Raw genomic sequence first — 26,367 nt, 5'->3', positions numbered from 1 at the left:
CAACCTTTCTTCTATATAGTGTAACAAATCTATAGAAACTTAACTAAGTTGTGTCCATGAAACTATACTAGCATCACGTACATGAAACACAATACCCCATCATTTTAAAAATTAAAAAGCAATTAGCTTTTTCCAAAAAAATGCATAAACCTTCTTCATAGTTTCTACACAATTGAGTGCAATACTCTATAAAACAAAGCTTGTTAGGCTAATTTAAAATAGGATGTAGAAAGAAGGAAAGCTATTGTTTACTTCAGCTGGTTTATTAACTGGCTTGGGCAGAAACGTACTATTTTGCTTACTGTAAGCCTAAGTACAACGAGTGTTCTCGTATTTAATGTGTTGGTAGCAAGGAGAACTGAACAATACGAGAATGATATACCTGTTTGATTAAATTCGATGTGTACTCCTTAACATGACCGCAAAGTAGAGGTCATGTTTTTATGATGGTATGTCTTTAAGAATGGTGGTTCAAAATGGGAGTGGTACTGTGATGTTGAACATTAAAATTCATTTCCCTTTGTTCTACATGAGTTCTTCATAAAAAAAAACAAACATTGAGGGTAATGTAATTATCTAATCTATAACAAGAAGAAATATGAGGTGTTGTCAAATGTGCGGTTTTGTTGGATATATAAATGAACAAAATAAAATCGGAAATATAGAAAAAAATCAAATAACTAATATGCTTAAGTTGATTCATCATCGTGGACCAGATGACACAGGTTTCTTTAATGATGATCATATCGTTTTTGGATTTAAAAGACTAAGTATCATTGATGTGGAAAATGGAAAACAACCTATCTCATTTGAAAATGAACGGTATTGGATGGTATTTAATGGTGAAATTTATAACTACCAGGAATTGCGTAAAACCTTGAAAAATATAGGTTACACGTTTCAGACTTCATCAGATTCAGAAACGATTCTTGCTCTATTTAGTCATAAAAAAGAAGAAGCTTTTTCTGACTTAAGAGGAATGTTTGCTATTTTGATTTGGGACAAGAAGGAGCAAACGATGTACGGAGCACGAGACCCCTTTGGTATCAAACCATTGTATTATACGAATGGTGAAAGTGAGCATGAACTATATTTCGCGTCTGAGAAAAAAAGTTTTGTAGCACTTGAAAACAATAAATCTTTAAATAAGGAAGCATTACATCATTATTTAACTTTTCAATATGTGCCTGAGCCATTAACGATGACAACTGATACGTTTAAAATCGAGCCTGGCCATTATTTCATCAAAAAGAAAGGGGAGGGTTTAATCCAAACAAAATATTGGGAGCCAATCTTCAAACCAAGTCAAGGCAATCTTGAGACAAGTTCTAAACAGATCGCACAAACGTTAGAGGAGTCTGTAAATTGTCATATGATTAGTGATGTTCCATTAGGAGCTTTCTTATCTGGTGGAATTGATTCCACTTGTATAGTGACATTAGCAAAAAAAATTAATCCTGACATTAAGACATTTACTGTTGGATTTGAGCAAGAAGGTTATCATGAACTAAATCCTGTGAAGCAAACAGTGGAAGCTTTGGAGGTTAAAAATTCTTATTATCAAGTTTCAGTTACTGAATTTATTGAGGAACTCCCTAAAATTATTTGGCATTTAGATGATCCCGTGGCTGACCCAGCAGCTATTCCTCTTTACTTTCTAGCAAGGGAGGCTGCCAAACATGTAAAAGTTGTTTTATCTGGCGAGGGTGCAGATGAACTTTTTGGGGGCTACCGAATATATAAGGAGCCTTTGTCACTTCGTCCTTTATCAACTCTTTCGAATAGTGGCAAAAAAATGATGAACTTCATTATTAATAGAGTTCCACAAAAAGTAAAGGGAAGAAACTATATAGAGCGTGGGCTGACACCGATCGAAAAACGTTACATTGGGAATGCAAAAATGTTTTCGGAAGCCGATAAATTTAAGTTATTGAGCCAATATCGATCAGATTACAACTATGAAAATATCACTATGCCATTCTATGAGCAAATTCAACATCTTGATGATATTACGAAAATGCAATATATCGATCTTCAGACATGGTTAAGAGGTGATATTCTTGTGAAGGCTGATAGAATGACAATGGCGCATTCTTTAGAACTTCGTGTTCCATTTTTAGATAAAGAAGTCTTTAGAGTGGCTGCTAACCTTCATCCCACTTTAAAGGTAGATAAATCACAAACGAAAATTGCTCTTAGAAGTGCTATGAAGCACATTGTACCAGAGCATATTGTCAATCGAGCTAAGCTAGGATTTCCTGTTCCAATTAGACATTGGTTACAAAATGAATTGTACGATTGGGCAAAGAATTTGATTATGGATAGTCAGACTGACTATATATTTAAGAAAGAAGAGATTCTACAGTTGCTTGAACAACATCGTAAAATCAATTTACATGAAAGTTCAATGTTTAAGAGCAAAGGAGATTATAGCCGCCCATTATGGACAGTACTGACTTTCATGCTTTGGCACCAAATCTTTATTGAGAATGTCTATGAGTTTGATACTACTATGGAGCATAGTAGATAATTTTAAATTTTTTCATTGAACATGTTGAATAAGTTTATTCAACATGTTCGCTATTTTTGCTGTATGTTGAACGCTTTCTAACAATGCTTGTTTTCTACCTTAAGTGGGTTTCATGTTCCAGTTTAAATACATATTCCTTTCCCTAATCTTTTAAATAAGCAGGAAACAATATAGAACTAGAAAAAGGAGCGAGAAAGATGAGGAAATATCTTTTACCTTTAAGTTTAATCGTTGTAATAGTAGTTTCAATTGCAATTGTTATTAATCCATTCCAAACAGCTACCGTAGAAGAGGAACCTAAAAGTCAAAAATGGGATGATATTGACCAAGAGGAAGTACTGATGGAGATTGGTAATGAATATGTAGAAATAGTTGATTTACGAGAAGTGGAGCTCTATGAGGAGGGGCGTATATCTGGAGCCATTAATATCCCCTATGAAGAGTTTCAAGACCGCTATAATGAATTAAATCAAGAAAAACGGATTATTCTTATTTGTCATACAGGAAGAACGGGAGTTGAAAGTGCCGATTTTCTTGTGGAAAAAGGATTTGTTAAAGTAGCTAACTTCGGAGGTGGCATGGCTGTTTGGGATGGACCTCTTTCAACAGAATAAGTTCGTTTCCTTTTTAAAACAACAAAGTTCCCCTACTTAGTCTGAGCGAAAAGTAAGTAGGGAAACTTTGTCTTATAATTCCGTAACGATTATAGTAGCTGTCATTCCAGCTGCTTCATGTCCAGGTATGGTACAAACGGCTTCATACGTACCAGTTTTCGGAAAAACAACTGACATATTTTCAGAAGTACCAGGCATCGCATGGAGGTGAAAATCCAACCCTTTAATCTCAAAATCATGTTCCTCTATTCCGTTATTAACTAATGTTAGTGATACCTCCTCACCGGGAAACACTTGAATTAGATCTGGACCAAATTGATATTCATTCGCGCCTACAACTATTTCTTGATTATTTCCATGATCGGCATGGTGGGTTGGGCTGTTATTAAATTCAAAAGTGAAATTGTGAAAACTAAAAATAAACAAACAAACAAGAGCAAAAAATGGAAGAGGGTGTGAAAACAAAGATTGATTGTTCGGTTCTTTATTCAATTCATAAACTAACAGTAAATAGAGTAGAAAGAAAATCCCAACAGTCCAAAGACTCAGAATGTTTAGAAGTTGATTATAATGTTCTGGGGAAATCATAACACCTAACATTGTTCCCATCATTCCCCCCATTACTCCTGAAATGAGTCCATCTATAATCGCGATCAAGGAATATGGGAATCCAGCTATTACACCAACGAACCCACCAATTAACATACTTAGAACAGTTATTTCAAAAAACAAGTCAGGAAATAAAACTGCCGAGAACGTACCTATACTTATTCCGATAATCATTCCAAGAGTCATTGAAACAACCATTCCTATCATATTGCTTAGTTTCTTTTTAAATAGATAGGAAAGACTTATTAACCAAGTTAATAAAAGAATAAAAACAATACCGAGTACGACTGGTTGTAGCAATTTATTCTCTCCCTTCATGTTCATACTGTGAGTTTATTAGCGTAAAAGATTAAATATGTACAAAGGTTACTATTTCGTTATATGTTCACACATCGGGAGAAAGTCGATATAAATAATTTTAACTAGGTAAGGTATAACGTACGTGAGGTGAGACAGGGGCTCATAAAATTAATCATTTTTATTTAAGACGATGTTAACTATACTTAAGTAAATTATCTTCTACTTTTTGTTTTTTGCGGACTTTTTGAAGGGTGAACAAATATTGTTATTGAAGGTCCGAAAATTATGGGCTCCTTCAATAACATAGTCAAGTCATTTCAATATTTTTCATTAGGTTTCGTTTGTCAAAAATCAAAGTAGAACTATAGTAATTACTATATATGCTAAGTAAAATTAATTATTAACTTTCTCGGCGGAGTTCCAGTAATAATCACTAATAATTTCTGCTAAGGCCTCAGTTGTCCGGTAACTTTCCTCTAATGTATTATCTACACCGCCCATTTCAATAAGTATGGAGTTTTCCGAAAGGTCCTGATTATATCTTCCGTTAATCCCAGTCCCATCCTTTATAAGTACTCCTCTGCTTAACCCTGGATATTGTTTTTCGATTAAATAGTGCAAGTCCTCAGCTAGTTTTTGATTCTTCTGATAGTTAGGGTTATTTTTCCCAATAACAAAATAAGTTCGTGCATATTCTATCCCGTTAATTGTAACGGTTGTTATATCTCTGCGTAATGCATCACGATGGAGTTCAAAGAAAAATTCCAAGTCTTGATTGTTTTCCATGGCTGTTTTTATAAGATCTCTTGACGCTTCATAGGACTGAGGATAGCTCCACCCACGTTCGCTTAACATACCACTTATATCAGTTTTGTCGACCTCCGTTCCGATACCTCTCTTTTCTAATTCTTTTCCTAATCTCTCGCCTACTAAAGTGACATTTACATCTGCATGCCAAGCATCGTCCGGTTCAGAGGCGTTTTTTAATTCAGGAAGGAATGATTCCCGACTATGTGAATGGATAATATGAACGACTTTATTCTCTGTTGATTGAGATTCGGCGCTCATATCATTACGTTCATCAGAAGTTTCTTCGTTCATATTTAGCAAACTCTCAGAAGCTGCCTCTCTTTCAGCAAGTATCACATCCATTGGGGGAGCTGATTCAGAAGTAGGCATGTTTGTAAAATCAGATCCTTCTCCAGCGACAACAATCGTTCCATCATAAAAGGAAAACCCAGGAAGTTCTCTTCCTAAAAAAGTTCTAGGATCATCAAAATTTATATTAGTTATAAATTCAAATGCAAATTTCCCTATTGAGGCATTTTGACTTTCAGTTGGCAAAACCTCCGAAAAATATTGATTCTCCATGCTCATAAAATAAAAGAGTGATTCAACGGAGATGTCATAAGTTGTTCGTTTAATAGCGTCACTTGTTAGTGATGTTTGAAAGGTCGTTAATGCTCCAATAATTATAAAAATGGATATCATACTTAAAATCAACATTACTATCATATTTTGTATGGTTGTTGTGCTGTGAGGTTTGCTAGATTTCAATAGAGACCTCTCCTTTCACTCGTTAATAGATATGACAATTAGTAAAAAATTAGAAGAATCAAATTCTACAAAACTCTATTAATTTTAAGGAGAGCTTTTTTATTTATAATAGAAAAAGGGGTATGAGAATAGTTCATAATAAAGGGTTATAGAATAAAGATGAATCTTTTCTGATAAAAAATTCATTGTTTTTACATACTTTTAAGTTAATATGACATTGGATTGTTAATATTAAAAATCTATGAAGTAAGGTAAGAAAAAGATTAAGTATGAGGTGAGATCAATGAAAAAAATACTTATAGTTGATGATGAAAAACAAATGCAATCATTGCTCTGTATATGTATTGGTTCTAGCGAATTTGAGTTAACAACAGCGGGTTCTGGAAAAGAAGCACTTGAATTAATAATAGAGCAACAGTTTGATTTAATGTTACTTGATATCATGATGCCAGAAATGAATGGCTTTCAAGTATTGAAGGAATTATCAGAGAAAGAATTATTAGTCCCTACTATTATTATTTCAGCTATTGGTGAAACAGATCAGGTGGTAGAGGGGTTAAACCTTGGGGCATCTGATTATATTACGAAGCCGTTTGAACCGAAAGAACTAGTGGCCAGAGTTAATTCTGTACTTCGACGTATAGAACCTTTACAACAGGTAGAAAAAAGGAAGGGGATGTTTGGAATTATTATAGATCAGTCGCAGCAAAGGGTTTCCTACAATCAGAATGGGATTCCACTGACGAAAAAAGAGTATCAGCTTTTTAGTACCCTTCTATCCAACCCTGGACGTGTTTATACAAGGGAACAACTCTTTTACCTTGTATGGGATGAGGCAGATGATCGTGATTTCCGAAATATTGATACCCATATTAAAAACATCCGTGACAAATTAAAAACAGCCGGGCTTGACAACACTGTCGTGGAAACAGTATGGGGGATTGGTTATAAAGTTCCTCAACGTGAGGGATTGAGTATATGAAATTGTCGACTAAAGTGAGCTTGCTTGTACTTTTGTCCGTGGTATTGATTATAGTCATGATGGGTTTCTCTTTTTACACCCTTTCTAAATCATTTTACAAAAATCAACTGCAGGTGGAAATTGAGCATAGACTTGACGCACACCGCGAAGTAGTAGAACTGCATACGGTGCCAGAAACGCTAGAACATGTGATGATTATGGAAAAAAGAAATCAAGATAATTCATTTATTGTGTTTGATGCGAATTTCAATGTTCAAAATAGTACTCAACAAGTTTCAAAGGATATGATTGATCGATATCAAAGTTGGATTGTTAGCCTTTCTGAACGCTCGAATGAAAAAACAGAATTTGTTAACACCATGACCGAACATATTCCCCATATCTGGTCATACGAACCGTTTGAAATCAACGGAGAGTTGGGAGGGTATCTATTTATTGACCAATATACTGGTAGCTTTGAAGAAGCTAGATTAACTCTTTTAGGTATTACAATGTCAATGGGATTGATTACACTTTTATTTTCGGGTATGTTAACAATTTTCTTGTCAAAAAAGATTACGCTTCCACTTAAGAACGCACGGGATTTGACAAAGCAAATAGCAAAAGGGAACTTTGATGTCCACCTTTCTAGTAGAGGAAATGATGAAATAGCCGATTTATTAAGACATATTTCTACTATGGCAAGACAACTTAAAGAATATAAAGATACAAGACAACAATTTCTAACCAACGTCTCCCATGACATCCGAACACCACTAACATATATTAAAGGCTATGCTGCATTGTTAAAAGATCAGAAGGTTGAAGCAGACCTTGTTCATGAGCAGGCAACAATTATTCACCAAGAAGCTGTACGAATGGAAAGTTTAGTAAAGGACCTGTTTCAATTAATGAAGTTAGAGGAAGGGAAAATCCCGTTGAATATTCAGGAAATCGATCTTGTAGATTTCATTCAAGAAGTTAAAAAGAAAGTAACATTAGCTACTGATGATAAGAAAATAGACATACTCTTTTCGTACGCCTACCCAACTCTTCTTGCTAACATTGACCCAGATCAGTTTGAACGAGTCTTACTTAATCTTTTGAATAATAGTATAAGACACACAAACCTAAATGGGAAAATACAAGTTAGACTAGAGAAGAGAAACAAAGAAATAATAATTGAAATTGAAGACGATGGCGAAGGAATTCCAGCTAAGGATCTTCCCTATATATGGGACCGTTTTTATCGAGTAGACAAATCGCGTTCCAGAAAATACGGTGGTAGCGGATTAGGGTTAGCTATTACTAAGCAAATTATTGAACTGCATGGTGGAACAATACAAACCAAAAGTATGGTTAATGTAGGAACGGTCTTCACCATTAGATTAAACAATTCTTGATATATCGTTATCAAAAATGGATGGACTTAACAACCAGCGAGCAGAGTAAGCCCTTTTTTCATAAATAGAAATCGGCTCAAAAATAAATTTCCAAAGAAAGTATTCTAATCTTTTGTACTTCTTCATATTTCCATCAATATTTTTTGTTACATTTTTTATGAAAAATCCTTAAAGTTCTGTAGGGAAGCGAATTGATGAAAGGGGTTTGGAAAAATGGATTTAGTTACATTCCTTTTACTTGGTGTTCTTGTGCTCTTAAGCCTGACTTGTGTTAAAGGCATGGGTAGTGATAATAACCAAAATTTAAAAACTTCATATTTTCTACATAAATGAACGATAGAATGATAGTTCTTGATCAGAGTAACAATACAAGAAAAATTAAGCGTCAGGGTCTATGGTGATCTCATAAAAATACAAGATCATTATGAAGACAAATAGAGGAGGGGAAAATGGAAGATCGGCTTATATATTACTTTCAAGAGTATGAACACTTTGCAATCTTAATTAGTATTGGAATTAGTATTATTGTTGCAGTATTAGGAGTTATTCCAAGTTTCTTTGTGACTGCAGCGAATCTTATCTTTTTCGGGTTCTGGATGGGGACATTTATTTCTTTTGTTGGAGAGTCGCTCGGAGCCATCATAGCATTTTATTTGTATCGAAAAGGGTTTAAACAATTTTCTCAGAAGCCATTGGACAAGTACCCGAAATTAAAACGGTTAGTACATGTAAAAGGAAAAGATGCCTTTTATTTAATTTTATCCCTTCGCCTTCTTCCTTTTGTTCCTTCGGGTCTGGTTACTCTTGCTGGAGCCATTGGTAGTGTTTCATTTATCACTTTTGCTATTGCAAGCTCAATAGGTAAAATACCTGCGCTTTTGATTGAAGCGTATTCGCTTTATCAGATTACTCAATTTGAGTGGCAAGGAAAAATGATCCTTAGCATTGCAGCGATTTATTTAATTTTTGTTGTTTGGAAAAAAAGGAAGCAACCCACTTCTATATGAATGAGTCACTTACTAATAAAGTTTAAGACCTGAAATCTCGCTAAGTTGTAATTGCAGTAATAACACAGAAAGGATAGGTATTTTAATAAATGAGGTATTTTTACATTGCTGCACTAGCAGTGGTATTTGTAATCTTAATTGTAATTTATAAAGAAAATTCACTATTAACAAATTCTACAAAAGAAGAAAATAAAGAAATGTTATTAAGTGACTACTTATCAACAGACGACGGAAAAATGAAGAATAAGAACGGTGATATAGATAGTGCTCCAATAAAAAATAGTATCGATAAAGGCGAACAATCCCAAGAAGATCTTGCTAAAGATAAACCATGGGAATCTTACACGAAAGAGCAATTAGATGATGTTCTTTTATTGGTAAATAAAGAGCGGGATTTACCAAAAGACTATGTACCTTCGGATTTAGTTGAGCCAAATGTCCCCTTTCCGTTCATTGAGGAGCTACCTCAACGCTTAATGCGACAGGAAGCAGCGGCAGCACTTGAAGATTTATTTAAAAAAGCCAATGATGAAAACTTAAATCTTTATGCTCAATCAGGGTATCGCTCTTATGAACGACAGGAGAGTATCTTTGCGTATTATGTTGAGAGAAGCGGTGAAGAAAAGGCAAGTCGAGTAAGTGCGAATGCTGGGCATAGTGAGCACCAAACTGGTCTAGCAATGGATGTTACTAGTCCGGAAGTGAACTTTCAATTAGTTACCTCATTTGAAGATACTCCTGAGGGTCAATGGATTAAGGAAAATGCTGCGCAGTTTGGTTTTATAATACGTTATCCAAAAGATAAAGAAAAAATTACAGGTTATCAATACGAGCCATGGCATCTTCGATTTGTAGGCAAAGAGCCAGCCAAAGTAATTCATGAACAAGGGTTAACGTTAGAAGAATACTTAGGATTTGAGTAAGCTATGAAGAGTAGATTTTAATTAAAATAAATACTAATATTTTTTACTTAGCTCCCTACTCGAGGGGGCTTATTTACGTTTGGTGTCATGTTAATAATTAAATTTTGAACAAATGTCCTTTAATACTTCTGCCTTGTGCAACTTGGTAATATTTACTAGCTTTATGTAGAGTGGTCTATTAAATAATAAGAAAGAAGAGAGGAGATGTAAAATGACCACTTTGATTGAATCAACTATACAGCAACATCAGGCGTGTATTGATGCTTGCAACAAATGTATGCAAGCATGCGAAGAATGTTTATCATCATGTCTAAAAGAGCCTGATGTACAAGCTAGAACTCACTGTATCAATATGTTAAGAGACTGCGCAGATATTTGTTCAATGACATCTCAATGGATGTCTCGTGGGAGTATGTTTGCAAAACAATTTTGTGAAATGTGTGCTATGATTTGCGAAGCCTGTGCTACTGATTGTGAGAAGTTCCAAGACGATCATTGCCAGGAATGTGCTACTTACTGCCGCAAGTGTGCAGAAGAATGCCGTAAAATGGTAGCTTAAAATCGAGCAAAAGCAGGTGACCAAGGTTGCCTGTTTTTGTTCACTGATTTGCAAGAGTTTTATCATTTACATCCTGTGCAAATTGATTTGTATACGTATGAAGTAACGCTCCCTCTTCGTGATCTTACATCTTATAAGGCTTTTGTTGATATAAATCCGAAAGGGAAACATTATCTAATTGAACCGTATGCAATAGAGGGCAATATACTTAATCATACTCATATGAATCTAATTCCTAACAAAGAAAAGATAAAGGAGGTTAATGGGAAGTTAGTTGAAATGACTCATGTCCATTGAAAATCGGAGAAGATGTTACACTTCCTCAAAGGTGAGAAACCTGAACCTTATCTAGGGGCTCTTGCATGTAGCAATCATTGATGATGAAGTAAAGCAATTTATTCATGTGCATCCTAATTCAGATCATGAAACAGTATTTGTTGCTCAATTTATAGATAGTGGTTTTTACAAACTATGGGTTGAGTTTAAATTTGCAGAACAAATAATTGCTTTTCCTTTCTGGATAGAAGTAAAGGAAAAGTAAAGGCATGAAATATTTTATCAAACCTATCAGAGACTTGAATCTCAAAAATTCTTGTCTTTTTCTTTTTGCTTTTACTTCTACAAAGGCTATTGTAAATATAAAACGAATACTAAACAATCTGGTGATTGGATAGAATTAAAAATAATAATCAGCAATGAATTAATAATTGTCTCCATGTTCAATATTTGGTTATTTGGTTTCTTATTTGAATCGAAGTTAAATATGAACACAACCTTGAAAAAGCAGCAATCACTTACAGATAGGTAGGAATAAATCAGATGGGGAGGTTTTTGAATGAGTTTACTGTTTTGTTTGAATTTCTCTAAATTCAAACGGTGTAATCCAGATAACGACTTTTTATTACAGATATTTATATAGAAACTATGAAGAAAGCAAGGTAATCTATTGAACAAAAAATATTTAATATTTGCTTTTGTGATTGGAATCACATTTGTCGTATATCTCTCCTTTTATACTTACATTTATAAAGATCTAGGGAGGGAAATAGATGAAAAGAAAAATGTGCTTTATACTCATCATTTTGACGTTTTCACTTTTGTTTGCTGCTTGTGGGCAGAACGCTGAAAGCGTGAGGAGTAACGAAGAAAATGTAAATGCAGAAAACAAGTTGAACGATGTTATCGAAGAAACAGTAAAACAAGTGGATGTGGGGGATGAAGATTTCGAAGAAGAGTACATTGTTGTAGTCGGAAATGAAAAGGATGGGACTATGTCTGTCATTTTCTATCCAGAAGAAAGGCAAGAGCTTGTTTACCTTGATGGGGAAGCACATAATCTAGAAGTCAATGTTGAGTCTCAATTAATTTGGGTAACCATTAATCCGCCACATGGGGATAATGAAGATGAGGAACATAGTCATAGCCATGAAGATGATGATAACGAAGAAGAAGATAAGGTAAAACAAGAAAAGGTTGTAGCATATGATATAAACACATTAGAAAAAGTGGAAGAAAATCAGGTAGGGAGCCATCCTGCACATGTAACGGCTACAGAGAATGGTGAGATCGTTGTCGTAACCAATTCAGGTGATAATTCTGTCACGGTTATTAATAGAAAGACAGATGAAGTTGTTAATGTAGAAGTGGGAGAATATCCGCATGGAGTAAGGATATCGCCCGATCAACAATATGCTTATATAGCGAATATGCAAAGTGCTGATGTTAGCATTATTGACTTACAATTGAATGAAGAAGTTAATCGAGTACATGTAGGAGAGGGTGCTGTTCAAACTGGATTTTCCCATGACGGAAAGTATGCCTTTGTTGGATTGCATGTTGATAACCAACTAGCTGTTATTGATACGTCATCACAAGAAGTAATCAAACACATTAATGTCGGTGTAGGTCCAGTACAAATGTTTGCTAGTTACGATAATCAATATGTCATTGTTGCAAATCAAGGAAGTAAAGAGAACCCATCAGATACGATCTCTATTATAGGACTTGATACATTAGAAGTTGAAAAGGAGCTTTCCTTAGGAAAAGGGGCACATGGTATCGTTATTTCTAAGGATAGCCAATATGCCTTTGTAACAAATATGTTTGAAGATACGGTTTCCGTTGTTGATTTAAAAAAGTTAGAAGAAGTTAAACGATTAGATGTAGGGGAATACCCTAATGGAATTTCTATAAACTAGAGGAATAGCCTTAAGAAGTTGTAGGTAAACTTTTTAAGGCTTTTGCATTGTTAAATTGTTAATATATATGGCCCCCTAAATTCGGCTGCCAGCGCAAAGGCAGGCTTTACAATGGTTCCCGTTTTCTTACTAGAGAATTTGTCTGACAGTTCTTGAGAAGCTATTTCTATACCTTTAATAGAACCTCTAATAAATAACACCTCGACGATAATCCTTTCTTCGAGGTTCTTCTTGCTTACTATACAATTTTCATTGTCACATGAAAGAATTTTTTCTCGGTGCTTGTCGAAAAAACTATATATATTTCGCATTTTTTAAATTTTTTCTTCATAGTTTCATCACAATTCTTCGTTACAATTGCATAATATTGAATCATTTTTATCAATTCTTACGGCAGTAATTAAGTGAAAAAGTGAAAATGCTATTTAAGGAAGCTTCATGAAATTGTTGTTTACTATAAAGCGAGGTTCGTAATATGTATGATGTATTTAATTCTATTAGCCGATTATTATATGATCCTTTGATTCAACTAACGTATGGTTTTGAACATATTCCGATTTTAGCAGCACTTGTTATTGGAATTCTAGCAGCCGCTGCTCCGTGTCAATTCACCGGAAATGTAGGAGCCATTACACTCTATGGGAATCGCTCTATCCAAAAAGCTATTCCATGGTCAGAAGTCCTATTCTTTCAACTTGGGAAAGTCGTTGTTTTTTCGGGGTTAGGATTACTTGTTTGGATATTAGGTTCTGAATTTCAACAAGAACTAATTGCTTACCTTCCGTGGGTACGTAAAATACTTGGACCCATTTTTATCCTAATTGGTTTGTATTTAGTGGGGATTATTACATGGAAGTGGTCTATCGGACTAAAACAAAAAGAAACTGGTGGTAATAGAAGAGGAAAATGGGGGGCATTTCTTTTAGGAAGTAGTTTTTCATTAGGGTTTTGTCCAACAATGTTCTCGATCTTTTTCTTTTTGTTAATGCCACTAACCCTTTCTACTTCATACGGATTCATTTTACCAACTGTTTTTTCGTTAGGTACATCGATCCCCTTGTTCATTACGATGTACCTCATCTGGACTTTTGGATTAAACGGGACACTTTTGAGAAATGGAAGAAACATCGGAAAATGGATCCAGCGAGTCGCGGGGATTTTTCTGATCACCCTTGGGATTTTAGATACGATTACTTATTGGGGGATTTAAGAAAGTATGTGCATTTTTTAAACCATGATCTTAACCTAAAAGAAAAAGTTTATTTGAGGTTTTCTCTTCAAAATTTCAACACATTTACTTTTTACAATATAAGTAATTTAAAAATTAGGAGGTATTGTCTATGGAAAATGTAACTTACTATCTTCCACTATTATTATGTCCTTTAATGTTAGTGATGTTATTTTTCTTTATGAAAAGAATGTCTGATGGAAATAACACTAATAAGAGTGAACCAAATGCAAATGATTTACAAAAAGGCATGAATCACTTAATGGAGCAAAATCAAAAATTGATGAAAGAAATTGATACTTTAAAAAGGTCACAGTAACGGAGGGGATTAGGTTTGAAGGAAGTATCAATTTTTGTTCCGATCATACTTTTATTCTTACTAATAATTGCGATGATGATTCACTCTTATGCTAATATCAAAAGAAAACCAGAAGTTTTTAAACTTTGGATTAACAAACCGGAAGATCCCTTTGGTAAACGGGAAAAAAGAACCTGATATTGTTGAAAGAATTTTATAGTAAGATCAATTAGTGGAGGAGACTTTTAATTGAGTACCTCCATTTTCTTCTTTTCAAGTAGATTTGTGTAAGTATTAGATTATATTCTTTTATAAGAGAAGAGGCAAAAACATGAATACTTAAATTCTAATTGTTGATGACGAATGGAATATGAGAAATTTAATCCTAATTCACTTATCCAAGCAAGGTTTTCACATAGTGGAAGCTATTAATGGGAAAGAAGCACTTTCGGGTTACCTTCTGTCTTAGTCGTAGGAACAATGGGGTTTTCGGGAATATCTCAAGCTAATGAAGACCATGGTATGATGAATTTGAAGAATGGTAATGGCATGATGAATATGATGCAAGGTATGAATTCCTTAGATGGTGAGAAAATGATGGAAGTATGCAGTAACTTTATGGAATCATATGGAAATAAAGAGATTGAAACAAATTAGGAGCTCTAATAAAAGCTTTCAAATATATGAGGAAGGAGAAACCGAGACTGCTGAAAATATATGCGTTATGAAGTTACCGCAATGAAATTAAAAAGATTAGGGAATGATTTTGAACATTCCCTAATCTTTTTTGTGTTTTGAGTCTAACAAGGAGCAAATTAATAGGTCATTTCTAACCCATTAAGGTTGCTTCTTATCTATTCGATTAATTTTCATATTTAAATAAGCATTCGGGTTGATTACCATAGGGGGGTATGGTAAATTTGAATTGGAAAGAAAATACTTAGTTTGTGGAGGTTAAAATAATGGAGCAAAAAACATTAAAAGTGAACGGATTGTCATGTGGGCATTGCATTAGTACGATAGAAAGTAATATTGGAAGTTTAAATGGTGTCAACTCAGTAAAAGTTCTACTGTCTGAAGGAGAAGTAAGCCTTAATTATGATTCTAATGTTATTTCATTAGATAAAATTATTCATGAGATTGAAGAACAAGGCTATGATGTAGAATAAATTCGAGTGGGAATCACTAAGTAAGGTCAAACGATATTTAGTAAGACCTTCTTCACTATTTTCATAAATAAGGCATTCAAGCTATTAGCAGAATTAAAAGCAGAGAGAAAACACAAGCTTGTGATGTACCTCACATATATTCTACACATTCTTTTGGTAACCTATAGGAGAAATATGACGACATGAACGTGTTAACAGACCCGTAAAGGAGGGAAAATCAGTTGAGTAAGATGATATTCTCAATAAAAGGAATGACCTGTGCCTCTTGTGTAAATCGCGTAGAAAAGATGATATCAAAAGTAGAGGGCGTTAAATCTGTTAATGTAAACCTTGCGGCTAATCAAGCTCAAGTTGAAGCGGATGAAACAATAGAAATGTCTGAGGCAATTATAAAGGCTATTGAGAAGGCTGGTTATGATGCTAAGCCCATTGATAACGATGATCAAAGAAAGGTCCTGTTTTTTGTAAAGGGAATGACGTGTGCATCATGTGTAACGCGTGTTGAAAAGGCTATTGCAAAAGTAGATGGTGTGCAATCCGTTAATGTGAACCTGGCTGCTAATCAAGCTCAGGTTGAAGGAGAAAAAGGAATACTAGATCCCGAAGCTGTTATAAAACGAATTGAAAAAATAGGATATGAAGCATCAATTATCAATGAAGATGAACAAAGAGAAGAATCTGATGAGCAAGGGGAAGAAACGAGAAAGCTGCTAAAAGATTTTACTGTAGCAGCTGTCTTAACAACCGTTGTGTTAGTTGGTAGCATTCCTCACATGATGCATGGCTGGGGAGCATGGGTACCGATATTTTTGTCTAATCCTTTATTCTTACTTGTATTAACGAGTTACATCCAACTCGTCCCTGGTTGGAGGTTTTACAAAAATAGCTATAAGATTATAAGAAATGGGTCAGCAGATATGAACGTATTAGTAGCTATGGGTACGTCAGCTGCATGGCTTTATAGTGGTGCGATGACGTTATTTCCGGATCAACTTACAGCAATGGGGTTCCCGTATCAACTTTATTACGATGTCACAACCGTTATTACGACGCTCATCCTCTTAGGACGTTACTTTGAAGCGAAAGCAAAAGGGCAAACCTCTACTGCAATTAAGAAATTAATGAGTTTGCAAGCAAAAACAGCCAGAGTGATTAGAGATGGAAATGAACTTGAAATTTCTGTTGATGAAGTAAAAATTGATGATGAGATCATTGTGAGGCCAGGCGAACGTATTCCTGTAGACGGAGTCGTCACAAAAGGTAGATCAACGATAGATGAATCAATGTTAACCGGTGAGTCTATCCCAGTAGAAAAAACAGCTGGGGATGAAGTTATCGGTGCGACCATCAACAAATCTGGAAGTTTCCGTTTTCGTGCAACAAAAGTAGGGAAAGAAACGGCACTCGCACAAATTATTCGAATGGTTAATGAAGCTCAAGGTTCGAAAGCTCCCATTCAACGTGTCGTTGATTTAATTTCTGCTTACTTTGTACCGGCAGTTTTACTAATAGCGGTAGTCTCATTTATTGTTTGGTATTTTGTCGGTCCGGACCCAAGTCTAATCTTCGCATTAACTACCTTTATTGCGATTCTTATTATTGCTTGTCCTTGCGCGTTAGGTTTGGCAACACCTACTGCAATCATGGTTGGTACAGAAAAAGGAGCTGAAAATGGCATCCTAATTAAAAATGCTACAAGTTTAGAACGTGCCCATAAAATTAAGACCGTTGTTTTAGATAAGACAGGTACCATAACGGAAGGCAAGCCAAAACTAACAGATATTATTACAACTGATATAGTAAGTGAACAGGAACTGCTGCAAGTCGCTGCCTCAGTTGAAACTGCATCAGAGCATCCATTAGGTGAAGCAATTGTGGAAGCTGCCAAAGAAAAAGACCTTCCTATAAATGACCCTGAATCTTTCGAAGCTATTGTTGGTCACGGATTACTTGCTACACTAAAGAAACAAGAGATCTTAATTGGTAATATCAAACTGATGAACAAGTACAATATTGATTTGGGGTTATACGAAGAAAAAGCAATAGCTTTAGCTGATCAAGGGAAAACACCAATGTATGTAGGGATTGATGGGGAATTTGCAGGGATCATAGCAGTAGCTGATACATTGAAAAAAGGAACAATCCCAGCTATAAAAGCCTTAAAGTCAATGGGCATTGAAGTAATTATGTTAACCGGTGATCATAAACGAACTGCCAAAGCGATTGCAAAGGAAGCTGGAATTGATAACTATATTGCTGAAGTATTACCTGAGCATAAGGCAGAAGAAGTTAAAAAGCTACAAGGAGAAGGAAAAATGGTGGCCATGGTCGGTGATGGTATCAATGATGCTCCTGCACTCGCTCAAGCCGATGTAGGAATTGCCATTGGAACGGGGACAGATGTTGCGATGGAAACCGCTGATATTACATTAATGCGTGGTGATATTAAAAGCGTTGTAACAGCCCTTAGACTATCTAAATCAACGATGAAGATGATTTGGCAAAACCTTGGGTGGGCTTTTGGTTATAACATTGTCTTGATTCCAGTAGCAGCAGGTTTACTATATCCTCTATTTGGAATTCTACTAAATCCAATGTTAGCCGGGGCAGCAATGGCATTTAGTTCTGTTTCAGTGGTGTTAAACACTCTAAGACTTAAAAAATTCAAATCAACGATTGAGTAGAGTTGAATTGGATAAGATAAAGCAGGAGAGTTTAACTAAAGAGGTTAATGTTAGAAAGGAATGGATAAATTGAAAAAAGTAAAAGCTACTAAGTTGATGTTAATTGTATCTTTCTTACTTTTAAGTATGCTCCTTGCCGCTTGTACCCAAGCCGAAGAAGATCATGCGGGTCATGGAAACGATCAGAATATTGAGCACGGCGAAGAAATGGACCATGAAGGGCATCATGATGACTCAGTTGAGGTAGATAGATCCAATTTAGAACAGGAGGCTGCAAAAGCTCCAGACAACCTTAACGATTTAGCAACTGATGAATTAAAAGTCGTAAATACTAAAAACATTACTCGAATAAATGAGGATGATCCTATCCAATTATCCATTCATGTATCACAAACTGTTTGGCCAGCAACCCATGAGGAAAATCAACCTGGAACAGTTATTTTGGCTCCGTTAAAGCAATGGCAATATTCCTTAGCCGCCCTAACGTTGGTTCACCATCCTAATGATGGACCTATGCTGTATTGGGACGGAGAAATTTCTGACGATGTGTTAAATGAACTTAATCGACTACAACCAAAAGGAAATAGTGAAGACATTCAAGTGCTAGTGGTTGGGGATCTTCCAGAAGCTGAATTGAATAAATTAAACGCATATAATGTTGAACAAGTACAAGGTGAAAATGCAGCTGATTTCGCTAGAAACATTGAAGAAAAATTCACAGAAACTATTAACGAAGTTCATCCAAATGTAATAATTGGTTCTTCTGAAGAAGAAGCAAAAGAATATACGATTTCTGCTGGAAATTGGATTGCTCACATGAACGAATCTTTACTTTATGTAGACAAAGATGGTATCCCTCAAGAAACAATTGATGCTCTTAATGGAAGAGAGAATGGGGTAACGATCTATCTTGTAGGACCAGAAGATATTATATCTGATGAGATTGCTCAAGAGTTAGAAACGTATGGAACGGTTCACCGCATTGAAGGGGATAATGCAGCAGCTCAATCCATTGAATTCGCGTCATATAAAGATGCTGAAACAGACTTTGGTTGGGGAATTACTAGTCCTGGTCACGGTTTTGTGTTTTCGTCAACTAATACACCTGACCTTGCAATTGCAGCTGCTCCTTTTGCTCATTTAGGAAAGCATGCTCCATTGATTTGGTTAGATGAAGGGGAACTTACAGATGAAGTTTATCAGTACCTAGCAACTGTTAAGCCCGCTTTTAGTGAAGATCCTACAGAAGGTCCATATAATCATGGTTTTGTGATAGGAACATTTACGGATATTTCATTTACAATTCAAGGCATACTAGATGAAAAACTAGAAATTGTATCATTAGGCGGAGACGACCACGGAGGACATTAATAAAGGAGGAGAGGTTGGTATGTCAACCTCTCCTCTTAAAGTTTAATTTTTAACCTTTAATCTGATGTAAATTGGAGACTAGCAAAAGTTTAAAAATAATTTTATTAAGTTATTTAGCGTAAGTTACACGTTGAAATATAATTATAATGTTTTTTTTGTGGGAAGATAGGGGATTTGTTGGTAATAAATAGGGATATAGATTTATAATCGATTCCTATATTACTTGTTTTAAATAATGAAAAAATGAGCTTGGCTCTACAAATTCAAAGTGATTGTAAAAACAAACTCTTCATATATATAGCCAAACTACTATGCAGTAGAATTTCAGAATTAACTTACGGATACTTCATTAAGGTGAACTAAAATTCAATATCTTCGGGAATTTCAAACACCGCATCGGGAATGATTTCTCCTACATTATGAATGGAGGCTTGTAATTCTCCACTAGAAAATGGGATTATGTGTTCTCCTTCTCCGTACGCTTCTGCCCATCCCCCTGTTTCTATGGCAACTTCTAAAATTCCAATATTTTCTGGTCTCACATTCTCTATTTTCGACCAAACAAGCTCCATGTCAGCATCTAGTTCTTCCATAAATAAAGTCTGTTCGTCGTAACGGTATATCTGGTTCAGAACCTTCTCCCCTGATATTTCGGTCATTTGGCGAAAGTATGGTGCGCTGTCAAGATTTTTTGCCCAAATGTAAAAAGGGAAATTCTATTATAGTATGTTCATAAAAAGTTGTTATACTTAACTATAGATTTTATAATTTGGAGGTCACCTAAATGAAAAAGTTATCATCAGGTAGTAAAACTGAGAAAGACATAGAAAACTCGGGCTCTAATTCTAACCATAGAACACCAACTTGGGTTAAAGTATTAGGAATCATTGTGATCGTTATAGCTGTATTGGTTATCATCATGATTTTCACTGGCGATCACGGACCAGGTCGCCACTTACCTTCCGGAGGTAGGCATTAATGATCATGGTGCCATGGCTTCGCAAATTAACACTCACGACACATATTACATCAACAGTTGGTTGGCTGGGCGCGGTAATTGGTTACCTAGCTCTCGTAATAGCTGCATTGACAAAACAAGATGCTCAAATGGGGCAAGTTGCGTGGAGTGCTATGGAGATTATTGGATGGTATGTAATTGTCCCATTAGCACTCGTCTCTCTTTTAACTGGACTTGTCATGTCACTGGGCACCCCGTGGGGCGTAATCAGGCATTATTGGGTTCTTTTTAAACTTCTGCTTACCGTAGTTGCAACTGTTGTCTTACTTATGAACATGCCGACAGTCAGTTATCTTACGAATGTCACCCATCAGACTGGTAATCCGAATGTTGATGGTCTGTGGGGCCAACTTTTTCATGCTGGGGGTGGATTAGTGGTGTTGCTTTTAACTACGATCTTGTCAGTATACAAACCAAGGGGGATGACGAGATATGGGATAAAGAAACAGGAACAGTTGCGAAAACTCTCCCAACAGTAACAGTTACTGCGCAAAGGGTTTGGAATGAAGAAGTGACTTACTTATAATGTATATGTTTTATGAACACCCCGCATATGTATTTGGATTCAAGTGACTAACCTTTTGAGATTCATGGATAAGATCAAGAGAAAACCATAGTGTTTGAACAGCCTGGATGATCAGTCATCAGTAGATTTTTCAAAGATTGAAGAATTTATTATTTTCCTTATCCTCTTTTTAGGAAAAGGGTGATGGCGCTTCCGGATATATTGAACTTTATTATTTCATGTTTTTATTAGAAAAAGGTGTCAGTTATCAAAGTCCTTAGAAGAGATAAAGAAATCTAATTCTTCTTAGAACAAATACTAGACTCCTACTTTTTACGTTAAGGGTGTTTTTGCTGTTTTATTTAAACATAGTTTAATTTACGCTCTTTGATTTTTTTAGTCAAAGTAAATATAAGAGCAACACAAGAATTCAGCTCTTTTATCTTCTCACTTCTTCAATAAGTAGTGATAGAATAAAATAAGTGTCCTTAAGTAATTATTGGTCGTTTTTATCTTTAAAGGTTTACCCAAACTGTTAACCAAATAAACTGGTAGTGAAAGTTCTAAAGAATTATTATGCTGTTTTTAATAATTTTAGTTTGCATAATTCTTAGATTTATGGTATTTGGCTTGAACACATGGTTTTTACACCTGGATTGTGGATATCTCTATGCTTAAGAATTCTACCTAGGGTTATCTGGTTAAAGTTGCCTAAAAAAGGAAGTACAAATGCAGTAATCGATGGAAATACCTAGATTTTTAGTGTAAGGGTCACTTCTAAAAAAAGGAAAAAATTGTTGGATAATGTATTCGGTTTATATAGACAGCGACAGAGCTCTCATAAATGAAGGGAAAAGCCTAATAGCTTAAGAAAGTAATTTCAATAATAAATGAGGGAGGAGCCGATAAAAGTGCGGTAAAAAAGATCAATATGTAGGTGAAAAGAGCAACCTGCTCTTTAATTTTCCTTTCAATAAATAACTTGTTGATAGGTATTAAGAAGGTTATCTAACTCTTGACTACATTTTAAAGTTTCCTCACTATTTAATCCATGTTTTCTCGCGATATTAATTAGTTCACCTCTTTTTAGTACAATGCTTGCTAGTAAATTGTTTTCATGCATATGCCCAACAACTCCTTTGTAAGTCAGTAAAAGAAATTAGATATAACTTTAAAATTAAGCTTATAAAGCTAAAGAAAAGGGCTTAGGTAATTTTAATAAATGAATTATTTTTGTTAATGTGTTTCAAGTTTTCAATTTTATACCAAGAGGTATTTTAATATAAGCTCACACTTAAAAATCAAATTGTTATAGAAGGTAAGCAGTTAGGGGAAAGAATAGCAATCCAGGTATGATGAGATTATCCAAATCAACATACAAATCCGCTAATAAGAGAATAATTGATCAACGTCCAAGAGGATCTTGGAACGTTGATTTTTTTATTTGGAGAAAGAAAATATGAAGTAGTAACCATGACGTAGCTAGGTAATTCCATAGATTTACTAGTTTACTTATCCAACCAATCATAAATTGATTGCATATACTAGAGTTGTATACAGGAGGAAAATACCAGTTTGATGTAACTGGTGGAACTGTATATAAAAGGTGAATATTTAACAGGAGGTGAATGAGAATATGAACCAAAATCCACTTTTTCATAACATTGAGAAAAAAACAGGAGTGAAGATGAATGATGTGATGAGGTTAGCAAATTCTTTTCAACATGCTAATTTCAAGGATGAAGCAACAGTCAGAAGGTTAATCAAACAAGTTGGAAGATTGGCAAATAAGCCTGTAAGAAAAGAAACAGAAGACCAGATAGTTCATGCGATTGTAAATGGATCTCAGTCTATGGACTTTAATACGATTGCAAGAATGTTAGATAAGAAATAATAAACTTCACGAAGTTCGGTAAAGTGATGAAAGGAGAGGAAACAGATCTATTGAAGGTATTAAACCTTCTTTTTTTATGGCTTTTTTAGGGGTGATAGAATGTGTAAGGTTGCTCGATATACTGTTCACGGGCCCATTGCCACCTAAGCCAATGAAGGGTGATCGTTTTGGTGGTCCTAGAGATGGATTTGAAAGAAAAGTAGGTAGAAGCTATTTCAAAAACTGTTATATCGAAGGGGATGTTGACTTTATTTTTGGTTCAGCTACTAGTGTCTTTCATCAGTGTGAGATCTTTTGTCTTGATCGATCGATGGATGTGAACGGCTATCTCACTGCTGCATCTACACCCGAAGATACCAAATTTGGTTATGTTTTTATTGATTGTCATTTAACAAGTAACGCTGCGCAAACACAGTTTATTTAGGACGACCGTGGAGAAGTTATGCGAAATCAGCTTTTATAAATTGCTGGATGGGAGATCACATAAAAGAAGAGGGCTGGCATAATTGGAATAAGCCTGAAGCAGAAAAAACAACGTGCTATGCAGAATATAATAGTTATGGACCGGGTGGGAATATGGATAGAAGAGTACGTTGGGCAAAGCAATTAACTGAAGAAGAAGCAAAAGATTACTCAATTAAAACCATATTAGGCATTTGGAAAAATGAATATTAATGGAATTGAAACTGGACAAGTTCTAATAAAGCTTTAAGGTCAATATGATGAAATCAATTTACCCTGTAACCTGATTATATTCTAATCAAGAAAGGGAAGGAATTATTTAACTTCCCTTAAGCCCTTCCCCTCATGAATTTCTTGAATCCCTTCTTCACAAAAACCAAAAGAACGCCAGGAACAAGTTTCGCAGATAATTTTTATATCAGTTGGAATAGTATGTTTTCTAATACAGGACTCTATATACTTCCATTTTACAATTTGGCCGATTTCAAGCTCCATCTTTGCTAAGATAGCGGTGTCTTTTTCATAAATGTTTTTGCTATGACAGTGATATTCACCTGAGTTGGGATACTTATCACACAAGTCATCTGGACCTTCTACAAGCTGGATCCACGTGTCGGGGTTTTCTCTCAGCGTCTGATGCAGCTGTGTCATGTTTTCCACGTATTCTTGGGAATAGCCCATCCCTCTATAGCCCAAAAGACAAAAAAGGTGATGACCTCGTAGTTTATACATCATTTCCCCCCTGGTCCTAAGTTCAATTAGGTTGAATATGTAAACTTATAAACGTAATTAGTTAACAATATTCATCTTATCACAACATATTACATCAACTGTATCTTTTATTTAGATACAAACAAAAAAATAAAGTTGCTTTCTTTTTTGATTGAATAATCCTTCCTTTTTTATCAAAAATAACATTGTATTACTATTTAATAGGAGATGAATTGATGAAAAAGAAAATGTTGCAGTTGTTGTTTGTTGTTGTTCTTTTATCTAGTTTCCAAACCTTTGATAACATGACTGTTTATGCGAATGAGTCAGAGTCAGGGGATATGTCACAACAGTTCTGGTGGAAAAAAGACAAGACAGATAAACCTAAGGAAGATTTTCCAGACCTTAGAGGAGGTCCTGAAAATCCAGAGCGAGTTCGTCAGCAACCTGTTGATATGACGATTTTACAGCAACGGTATCCAGATACGTTTATCATGCAGGGTCCTACTGATCAAAACAGAATCGCTTTAACCTTCGATGATGGTCCTGATCCACGTTTTACTGAGGAAGTATTAAATGTATTAAATCAGTATAATGTACCGAGTACGTTTTTCTTGATGGGGTCAAGGGCTATTGCTTATCCAGAAATTGTTGAGCGAATTAATAATGAAGGCCATGTTATTGCTAACCACACATATTTCCATCCTAACCTTGTTAAAGAAGCCGATATCCCAACACTTGAAAGGGAAGTAACAAGAACGGAAGATGTTCTGAATAACATTATTGGTTATCGAACAAGCCTATTCCGACCGCCATATGGCTTTTTATATAATGAATTAGTCGAGAAGCTTGCTGAGATGCAATATTTAATTATTGGCTGGACAGTCGATTCGTTGGATTGGGAGGAAGCCCCACCAGAAGTTATTGCTTCAAATGTGTTAGATAATGTTCATCCAGGAGCGATTATTCTTATGCATGACGGTGCAGATTGGGATGGAGATAGAACGAATACAATTGAATCGCTTCATCAAATTATCCCGACATTACAAGAACAAGGCTACGAATTTGTCACAGTACCTGAATTATTGAATGTCCCATTTGCGAGATAAACAATGAACCGACAGTTACCGAGGCTGTCGGTTTTTCGTATTCTAAGGATAAGCTGTATATTTAAAATTCAAATCAGAGGGATTCTGATAAAACAGTCACTTAACCTGATTAATGACCTAATTACTGTTTCCGGTATAAAAATCCCACCCTTTTTCGTTTTTTTATCATAAATATATATAAAAATGAAAGGGTTGATAATGAATGGATAATATAGAAGTATCTGGATTTATGTACCACTCTGATGGAAGTGAATCTCACCACTCACATAATCTATATATAACAAAATGGGATGGTAAGCCTGTTCATACTCATGAGTTTAAAGGTGTTACATCGTTTGATGTAGGTCATGATCATCGATATGCAGGAACAACTGAACCTGCTCCAAGTGGAGTGCAACATACCCATCGATACTTTACCTTTACAAGCTTTGATGCTGAACATAAGCATATGATTAAAGGTGTCACTGGCCCCGCTATTTTTCTCCCTAGTGGAGGGCATTATCATGAATTCAGTGGAGTTACTTCTATTGATGGTCCAACCCCACACAGACACAAATATCGTGGTAGAACAAGTTTATAGTCTAAAAAATAATAGATTGAAATTAAGCAATTGCCCTCGACAAACACCGTGTCTCTCAAAATCTCGCAACATAAACTAGCTAGTAAGAAGGGATACGACATGTCTTACGGAAGCAACTTTGCGTTAATTGTAGTGTTGTTTATTTTATTATCATTGTTGGAGCATCGTTTGTTAAAACTTACTAAGTAAGGAGAAAAGAGTCAATATTTTTTTGTGTTGACTCTTTTTTTATTTGAAGATTATAGAAGAGTGCTATTGTGCTAAACCTAAAAGGTGAACTTTAGTATAACAAAGTGTCATAACAGATAATTCCTCTTTTTTTATAAAAGGTGTGGTTTTTTATTGATTGATATATTAAAGTTATTTCCTGTTTTTTGAAAAAAACGTGAATAAAAAACAAACATTATAACTCGTAGTAATTGAAATAGCACAATACAATAACTAGAAATGTATATTTTTGAGGAAATATTATCCAATTGTATATAGATATTTACAATAATCTGAAAAGATATTATAGTCGGAAGTGTAAGATTCATAATACTTAAGGAGGAGGAAGGCAGATGTTGTTTGACTTTGTTAAATTGAAGTCTTTATTAATCGGTATTATTGCTGGAATTCTCATTGGGGTTATAGGAACTTTATGGTAGTAACAGTTTCCTAGATAAATTTTTTATTTA

The 26,367-nt window shown here is 35.1% G+C and carries 29 protein-coding genes; 24 read left to right on the top strand and 5 right to left on the bottom strand.

Features of this window, described 5'->3' with window-relative positions:
• Nucleotides 1–613 precede the first annotated feature (613 nt).
• Together asnB and SAY88_RS14060 are read left to right on the top strand one after the other, a co-directional pair.
• The gene (asnB, locus tag SAY88_RS14065) at nucleotides 614–2,530 is read left to right on the top strand and encodes an asparagine synthase (glutamine-hydrolyzing) (RefSeq protein WP_332632441.1); all 1,917 of its coding nucleotides are present in this window, start codon (nucleotides 614–616) and stop codon (nucleotides 2,528–2,530) included.
• Between the two features lie 197 nt (nucleotides 2,531–2,727).
• Complete coding sequence (locus SAY88_RS14060; RefSeq protein WP_332632440.1) at nucleotides 2,728–3,144, top strand: rhodanese-like domain-containing protein; 417 nt, start codon at nucleotides 2,728–2,730, stop codon at nucleotides 3,142–3,144.
• A 72-nt stretch (nucleotides 3,145–3,216) separates the two neighbouring features.
• On the opposite strand, the gene SAY88_RS14055 is transcribed toward SAY88_RS14060, so the two are convergent.
• Nucleotides 3,217–4,053, bottom strand: coding sequence for a cupredoxin domain-containing protein (locus SAY88_RS14055; protein ID WP_332632439.1), 837 nt, complete (start codon nucleotides 4,051–4,053; stop codon nucleotides 3,217–3,219).
• Between the two features lie 393 nt (nucleotides 4,054–4,446).
• On the bottom strand, nucleotides 4,447–5,610 hold the full coding sequence (spoIIP, locus tag SAY88_RS14050; protein WP_332632438.1) for a stage II sporulation protein P: 1,164 nt from the start codon (nucleotides 5,608–5,610) through the stop codon (nucleotides 4,447–4,449).
• A gap of 283 nt (nucleotides 5,611–5,893) precedes the next feature.
• Here spoIIP and SAY88_RS14045 point away from each other — a divergent pair, with 283 nt between their 5' ends.
• The 14 genes from SAY88_RS14045 to SAY88_RS13975 all read left to right on the top strand — a co-directional run bounded on the left by SAY88_RS14045 (nucleotide 5,894) and on the right by SAY88_RS13975 (nucleotide 19,411).
• A complete protein-coding gene (locus tag SAY88_RS14045) occupies nucleotides 5,894–6,592 on the top strand; it encodes a response regulator transcription factor (protein WP_332632437.1) in 699 nt (232 codons plus the stop codon).
• Complete coding sequence (locus tag SAY88_RS14040) at nucleotides 6,589–7,974, top strand: HAMP domain-containing sensor histidine kinase (RefSeq protein WP_332632436.1); 1,386 nt, start codon at nucleotides 6,589–6,591, stop codon at nucleotides 7,972–7,974. Before SAY88_RS14045 ends, SAY88_RS14040 begins: the two co-directional genes overlap by 4 nt.
• 449 nt (nucleotides 7,975–8,423) lie before the next feature.
• The gene (locus SAY88_RS14035; RefSeq protein ID WP_332632435.1) at nucleotides 8,424–8,981 is read left to right on the top strand and encodes a TVP38/TMEM64 family protein; all 558 of its coding nucleotides are present in this window, start codon (nucleotides 8,424–8,426) and stop codon (nucleotides 8,979–8,981) included.
• A gap of 89 nt (nucleotides 8,982–9,070) precedes the next feature.
• The gene (locus SAY88_RS14030; protein WP_332632434.1) at nucleotides 9,071–9,904 is read left to right on the top strand and encodes a M15 family metallopeptidase; all 834 of its coding nucleotides are present in this window, start codon (nucleotides 9,071–9,073) and stop codon (nucleotides 9,902–9,904) included.
• 211 nt (nucleotides 9,905–10,115) lie between these two features.
• Entirely contained in the window at nucleotides 10,116–10,463 is a 348-nt protein-coding gene (locus SAY88_RS14025) for a four-helix bundle copper-binding protein (RefSeq protein WP_332632433.1), read from the top strand.
• Between the two features lie 36 nt (nucleotides 10,464–10,499).
• Entirely contained in the window at nucleotides 10,500–10,760 is a 261-nt protein-coding gene (locus SAY88_RS14020) for a hypothetical protein (RefSeq protein ID WP_332632432.1), read from the top strand.
• Nucleotides 10,761–10,821: 61 nt separating this feature from the next.
• Nucleotides 10,822–11,004 (top strand): DUF8832 domain-containing protein, encoded by a 183-nt coding sequence (locus SAY88_RS14015; RefSeq protein ID WP_332632431.1) that lies wholly within the window; start codon nucleotides 10,822–10,824, stop codon nucleotides 11,002–11,004.
• Nucleotides 11,005–11,512: 508 nt separating this feature from the next.
• Entirely contained in the window at nucleotides 11,513–12,661 is a 1,149-nt protein-coding gene (locus SAY88_RS14010) for a YncE family protein (RefSeq protein ID WP_332632430.1), read from the top strand.
• Nucleotides 12,662–13,136: 475 nt separating this feature from the next.
• Nucleotides 13,137–13,871: a cytochrome c biogenesis CcdA family protein gene (locus SAY88_RS14005; protein ID WP_332632429.1), complete on the top strand. Its 735-nt coding sequence runs from the start codon at nucleotides 13,137–13,139 to the stop codon at nucleotides 13,869–13,871.
• A 130-nt stretch (nucleotides 13,872–14,001) separates the two neighbouring features.
• A complete protein-coding gene (locus SAY88_RS14000; protein ID WP_332632428.1) occupies nucleotides 14,002–14,208 on the top strand; it encodes a hypothetical protein in 207 nt (68 codons plus the stop codon).
• Between the two features lie 501 nt (nucleotides 14,209–14,709).
• Nucleotides 14,710–14,844: a hypothetical protein gene (locus tag SAY88_RS13990; protein ID WP_332632427.1), complete on the top strand. Its 135-nt coding sequence runs from the start codon at nucleotides 14,710–14,712 to the stop codon at nucleotides 14,842–14,844.
• Between the two features lie 305 nt (nucleotides 14,845–15,149).
• Nucleotides 15,150–15,356, top strand: coding sequence for a copper chaperone CopZ (gene copZ / locus SAY88_RS13985; protein ID WP_332632426.1), 207 nt, complete (start codon nucleotides 15,150–15,152; stop codon nucleotides 15,354–15,356).
• A gap of 230 nt (nucleotides 15,357–15,586) precedes the next feature.
• Nucleotides 15,587–18,040 carry a heavy metal translocating P-type ATPase gene (locus SAY88_RS13980; protein WP_431308875.1) on the top strand — a complete coding sequence of 818 codons (2,454 nt, stop codon included), beginning with the start codon at nucleotides 15,587–15,589 and terminating at the stop codon, nucleotides 18,038–18,040.
• Nucleotides 18,041–18,100: 60 nt separating this feature from the next.
• The gene (locus SAY88_RS13975) at nucleotides 18,101–19,411 is read left to right on the top strand and encodes a cell wall-binding repeat-containing protein (RefSeq protein ID WP_332632424.1); all 1,311 of its coding nucleotides are present in this window, start codon (nucleotides 18,101–18,103) and stop codon (nucleotides 19,409–19,411) included.
• A gap of 359 nt (nucleotides 19,412–19,770) precedes the next feature.
• Here SAY88_RS13975 and SAY88_RS13970 read toward each other — a convergent pair whose 3' ends face one another.
• Nucleotides 19,771–20,004, bottom strand: coding sequence for a hypothetical protein (locus SAY88_RS13970; RefSeq protein ID WP_332632423.1), 234 nt, complete (start codon nucleotides 20,002–20,004; stop codon nucleotides 19,771–19,773).
• A 191-nt stretch (nucleotides 20,005–20,195) separates the two neighbouring features.
• Here SAY88_RS13970 and SAY88_RS13965 point away from each other — a divergent pair, with 191 nt between their 5' ends.
• Nucleotides 20,196–20,390: a hypothetical protein gene (locus tag SAY88_RS13965; protein WP_332632422.1), complete on the top strand. Its 195-nt coding sequence runs from the start codon at nucleotides 20,196–20,198 to the stop codon at nucleotides 20,388–20,390.
• Nucleotides 20,390–20,908, top strand: coding sequence for a DUF2269 domain-containing protein (locus SAY88_RS13960; RefSeq protein ID WP_332632421.1), 519 nt, complete (start codon nucleotides 20,390–20,392; stop codon nucleotides 20,906–20,908). The genes SAY88_RS13965 and SAY88_RS13960 overlap by 1 nt, the downstream gene beginning before the upstream one ends.
• A gap of 996 nt (nucleotides 20,909–21,904) precedes the next feature.
• Here the strand turns inward: SAY88_RS13960 and SAY88_RS13955 are convergent.
• Nucleotides 21,905–22,057 carry an aspartyl-phosphate phosphatase Spo0E family protein gene (locus SAY88_RS13955; protein WP_332632420.1) on the bottom strand — a complete coding sequence of 51 codons (153 nt, stop codon included), beginning with the start codon at nucleotides 22,055–22,057 and terminating at the stop codon, nucleotides 21,905–21,907.
• Between the two features lie 513 nt (nucleotides 22,058–22,570).
• Between SAY88_RS13955 and spoVIF the strand changes: the two genes are divergently transcribed.
• The 3 genes from spoVIF (at nucleotide 22,571) to SAY88_RS13940 (ending at nucleotide 23,503) form a co-directional block, all read left to right on the top strand.
• Nucleotides 22,571–22,828, top strand: coding sequence for a sporulation-specific transcription regulator SpoVIF (spoVIF, locus tag SAY88_RS13950; RefSeq protein ID WP_332632419.1), 258 nt, complete (start codon nucleotides 22,571–22,573; stop codon nucleotides 22,826–22,828).
• A gap of 109 nt (nucleotides 22,829–22,937) precedes the next feature.
• A complete protein-coding gene (locus tag SAY88_RS13945) occupies nucleotides 22,938–23,252 on the top strand; it encodes a pectinesterase family protein (RefSeq protein ID WP_332632418.1) in 315 nt (104 codons plus the stop codon).
• Between the two features lie 35 nt (nucleotides 23,253–23,287).
• Complete coding sequence (locus SAY88_RS13940; RefSeq protein ID WP_332632444.1) at nucleotides 23,288–23,503, top strand: pectinesterase family protein; 216 nt, start codon at nucleotides 23,288–23,290, stop codon at nucleotides 23,501–23,503.
• 102 nt (nucleotides 23,504–23,605) lie between these two features.
• On the opposite strand, the gene SAY88_RS13935 is transcribed toward SAY88_RS13940, so the two are convergent.
• Complete coding sequence (locus SAY88_RS13935; RefSeq protein WP_332632443.1) at nucleotides 23,606–24,022, bottom strand: DUF1284 domain-containing protein; 417 nt, start codon at nucleotides 24,020–24,022, stop codon at nucleotides 23,606–23,608.
• Nucleotides 24,023–24,237: 215 nt separating this feature from the next.
• On the opposite strand from SAY88_RS13935, the gene SAY88_RS13930 reads away from it, so the two are divergent.
• The 3 genes from SAY88_RS13930 to SAY88_RS25835 all read left to right on the top strand — a co-directional run bounded on the left by SAY88_RS13930 (nucleotide 24,238) and on the right by SAY88_RS25835 (nucleotide 25,879).
• Nucleotides 24,238–25,110: a polysaccharide deacetylase family protein gene (locus SAY88_RS13930; protein WP_332632417.1), complete on the top strand. Its 873-nt coding sequence runs from the start codon at nucleotides 24,238–24,240 to the stop codon at nucleotides 25,108–25,110.
• A gap of 202 nt (nucleotides 25,111–25,312) precedes the next feature.
• Nucleotides 25,313–25,690 carry a YmaF family protein gene (locus tag SAY88_RS13925; protein ID WP_332632416.1) on the top strand — a complete coding sequence of 126 codons (378 nt, stop codon included), beginning with the start codon at nucleotides 25,313–25,315 and terminating at the stop codon, nucleotides 25,688–25,690.
• Between the two features lie 99 nt (nucleotides 25,691–25,789).
• Nucleotides 25,790–25,879: a YjcZ family sporulation protein gene (locus SAY88_RS25835; protein WP_348533379.1), complete on the top strand. Its 90-nt coding sequence runs from the start codon at nucleotides 25,790–25,792 to the stop codon at nucleotides 25,877–25,879.
• Nucleotides 25,880–26,367 lie beyond the last annotated feature (488 nt).

Source organism: Halalkalibacter flavus, assembly GCF_036663575.1.
Taxonomy (GTDB): Bacteria; Bacillota; Bacilli; order Bacillales; family Bacillaceae_D; genus Halalkalibacter; species Halalkalibacter flavus.
This window is presented reverse-complemented; position numbering and strand designations above follow the sequence as displayed.

What these genes read in the sequence shown, in the direction of transcription:
- asnB (WP_332632441.1), top strand. Translation starts at nt 614, where the DNA reads ATGTGCGGTTTTGTTGGATATATAAATGAACAAAATAAAATCGGAAAT.
- SAY88_RS14060 (WP_332632440.1), top strand. Translation starts at nt 2,728, where the DNA reads ATGAGGAAATATCTTTTACCTTTAAGTTTAATCGTTGTAATAGTAGTT.
- SAY88_RS14045 (WP_332632437.1), top strand. Translation starts at nt 5,894, where the DNA reads ATGAAAAAAATACTTATAGTTGATGATGAAAAACAAATGCAATCATTG.
- SAY88_RS14040 (WP_332632436.1), top strand. Translation starts at nt 6,589, where the DNA reads ATGAAATTGTCGACTAAAGTGAGCTTGCTTGTACTTTTGTCCGTGGTA.
- SAY88_RS14035 (WP_332632435.1), top strand. Translation starts at nt 8,424, where the DNA reads ATGGAAGATCGGCTTATATATTACTTTCAAGAGTATGAACACTTTGCA.
- SAY88_RS14030 (WP_332632434.1), top strand. Translation starts at nt 9,071, where the DNA reads ATGAGGTATTTTTACATTGCTGCACTAGCAGTGGTATTTGTAATCTTA.
- SAY88_RS14025 (WP_332632433.1), top strand. Translation starts at nt 10,116, where the DNA reads ATGACCACTTTGATTGAATCAACTATACAGCAACATCAGGCGTGTATT.
- SAY88_RS14010 (WP_332632430.1), top strand. Translation starts at nt 11,513, where the DNA reads ATGAAAAGAAAAATGTGCTTTATACTCATCATTTTGACGTTTTCACTT.
- SAY88_RS14005 (WP_332632429.1), top strand. Translation starts at nt 13,137, where the DNA reads ATGTATGATGTATTTAATTCTATTAGCCGATTATTATATGATCCTTTG.
- SAY88_RS14000 (WP_332632428.1), top strand. Translation starts at nt 14,002, where the DNA reads ATGGAAAATGTAACTTACTATCTTCCACTATTATTATGTCCTTTAATG.
- SAY88_RS13990 (WP_332632427.1), top strand. Translation starts at nt 14,710, where the DNA reads ATGATGAATTTGAAGAATGGTAATGGCATGATGAATATGATGCAAGGT.
- copZ (WP_332632426.1), top strand. Translation starts at nt 15,150, where the DNA reads ATGGAGCAAAAAACATTAAAAGTGAACGGATTGTCATGTGGGCATTGC.
- SAY88_RS13980 (WP_431308875.1), top strand. Translation starts at nt 15,587, where the DNA reads ATGATATTCTCAATAAAAGGAATGACCTGTGCCTCTTGTGTAAATCGC.
- SAY88_RS13975 (WP_332632424.1), top strand. Translation starts at nt 18,101, where the DNA reads ATGGATAAATTGAAAAAAGTAAAAGCTACTAAGTTGATGTTAATTGTA.
- SAY88_RS13970 (WP_332632423.1), bottom strand. Translation starts at nt 20,004, where the DNA reads ATGGAAGAACTAGATGCTGACATGGAGCTTGTTTGGTCGAAAATAGAG.
- SAY88_RS13965 (WP_332632422.1), top strand. Translation starts at nt 20,196, where the DNA reads ATGAAAAAGTTATCATCAGGTAGTAAAACTGAGAAAGACATAGAAAAC.
- SAY88_RS13960 (WP_332632421.1), top strand. Translation starts at nt 20,390, where the DNA reads ATGATCATGGTGCCATGGCTTCGCAAATTAACACTCACGACACATATT.
- SAY88_RS13955 (WP_332632420.1), bottom strand. Translation starts at nt 22,057, where the DNA reads ATGCATGAAAACAATTTACTAGCAAGCATTGTACTAAAAAGAGGTGAA.
- spoVIF (WP_332632419.1), top strand. Translation starts at nt 22,571, where the DNA reads ATGAACCAAAATCCACTTTTTCATAACATTGAGAAAAAAACAGGAGTG.
- SAY88_RS13935 (WP_332632443.1), bottom strand. Translation starts at nt 24,022, where the DNA reads ATGTATAAACTACGAGGTCATCACCTTTTTTGTCTTTTGGGCTATAGA.
- SAY88_RS13930 (WP_332632417.1), top strand. Translation starts at nt 24,238, where the DNA reads ATGAAAAAGAAAATGTTGCAGTTGTTGTTTGTTGTTGTTCTTTTATCT.
- SAY88_RS13925 (WP_332632416.1), top strand. Translation starts at nt 25,313, where the DNA reads ATGGATAATATAGAAGTATCTGGATTTATGTACCACTCTGATGGAAGT.
- SAY88_RS25835 (WP_348533379.1), top strand. Translation starts at nt 25,790, where the DNA reads ATGTCTTACGGAAGCAACTTTGCGTTAATTGTAGTGTTGTTTATTTTA.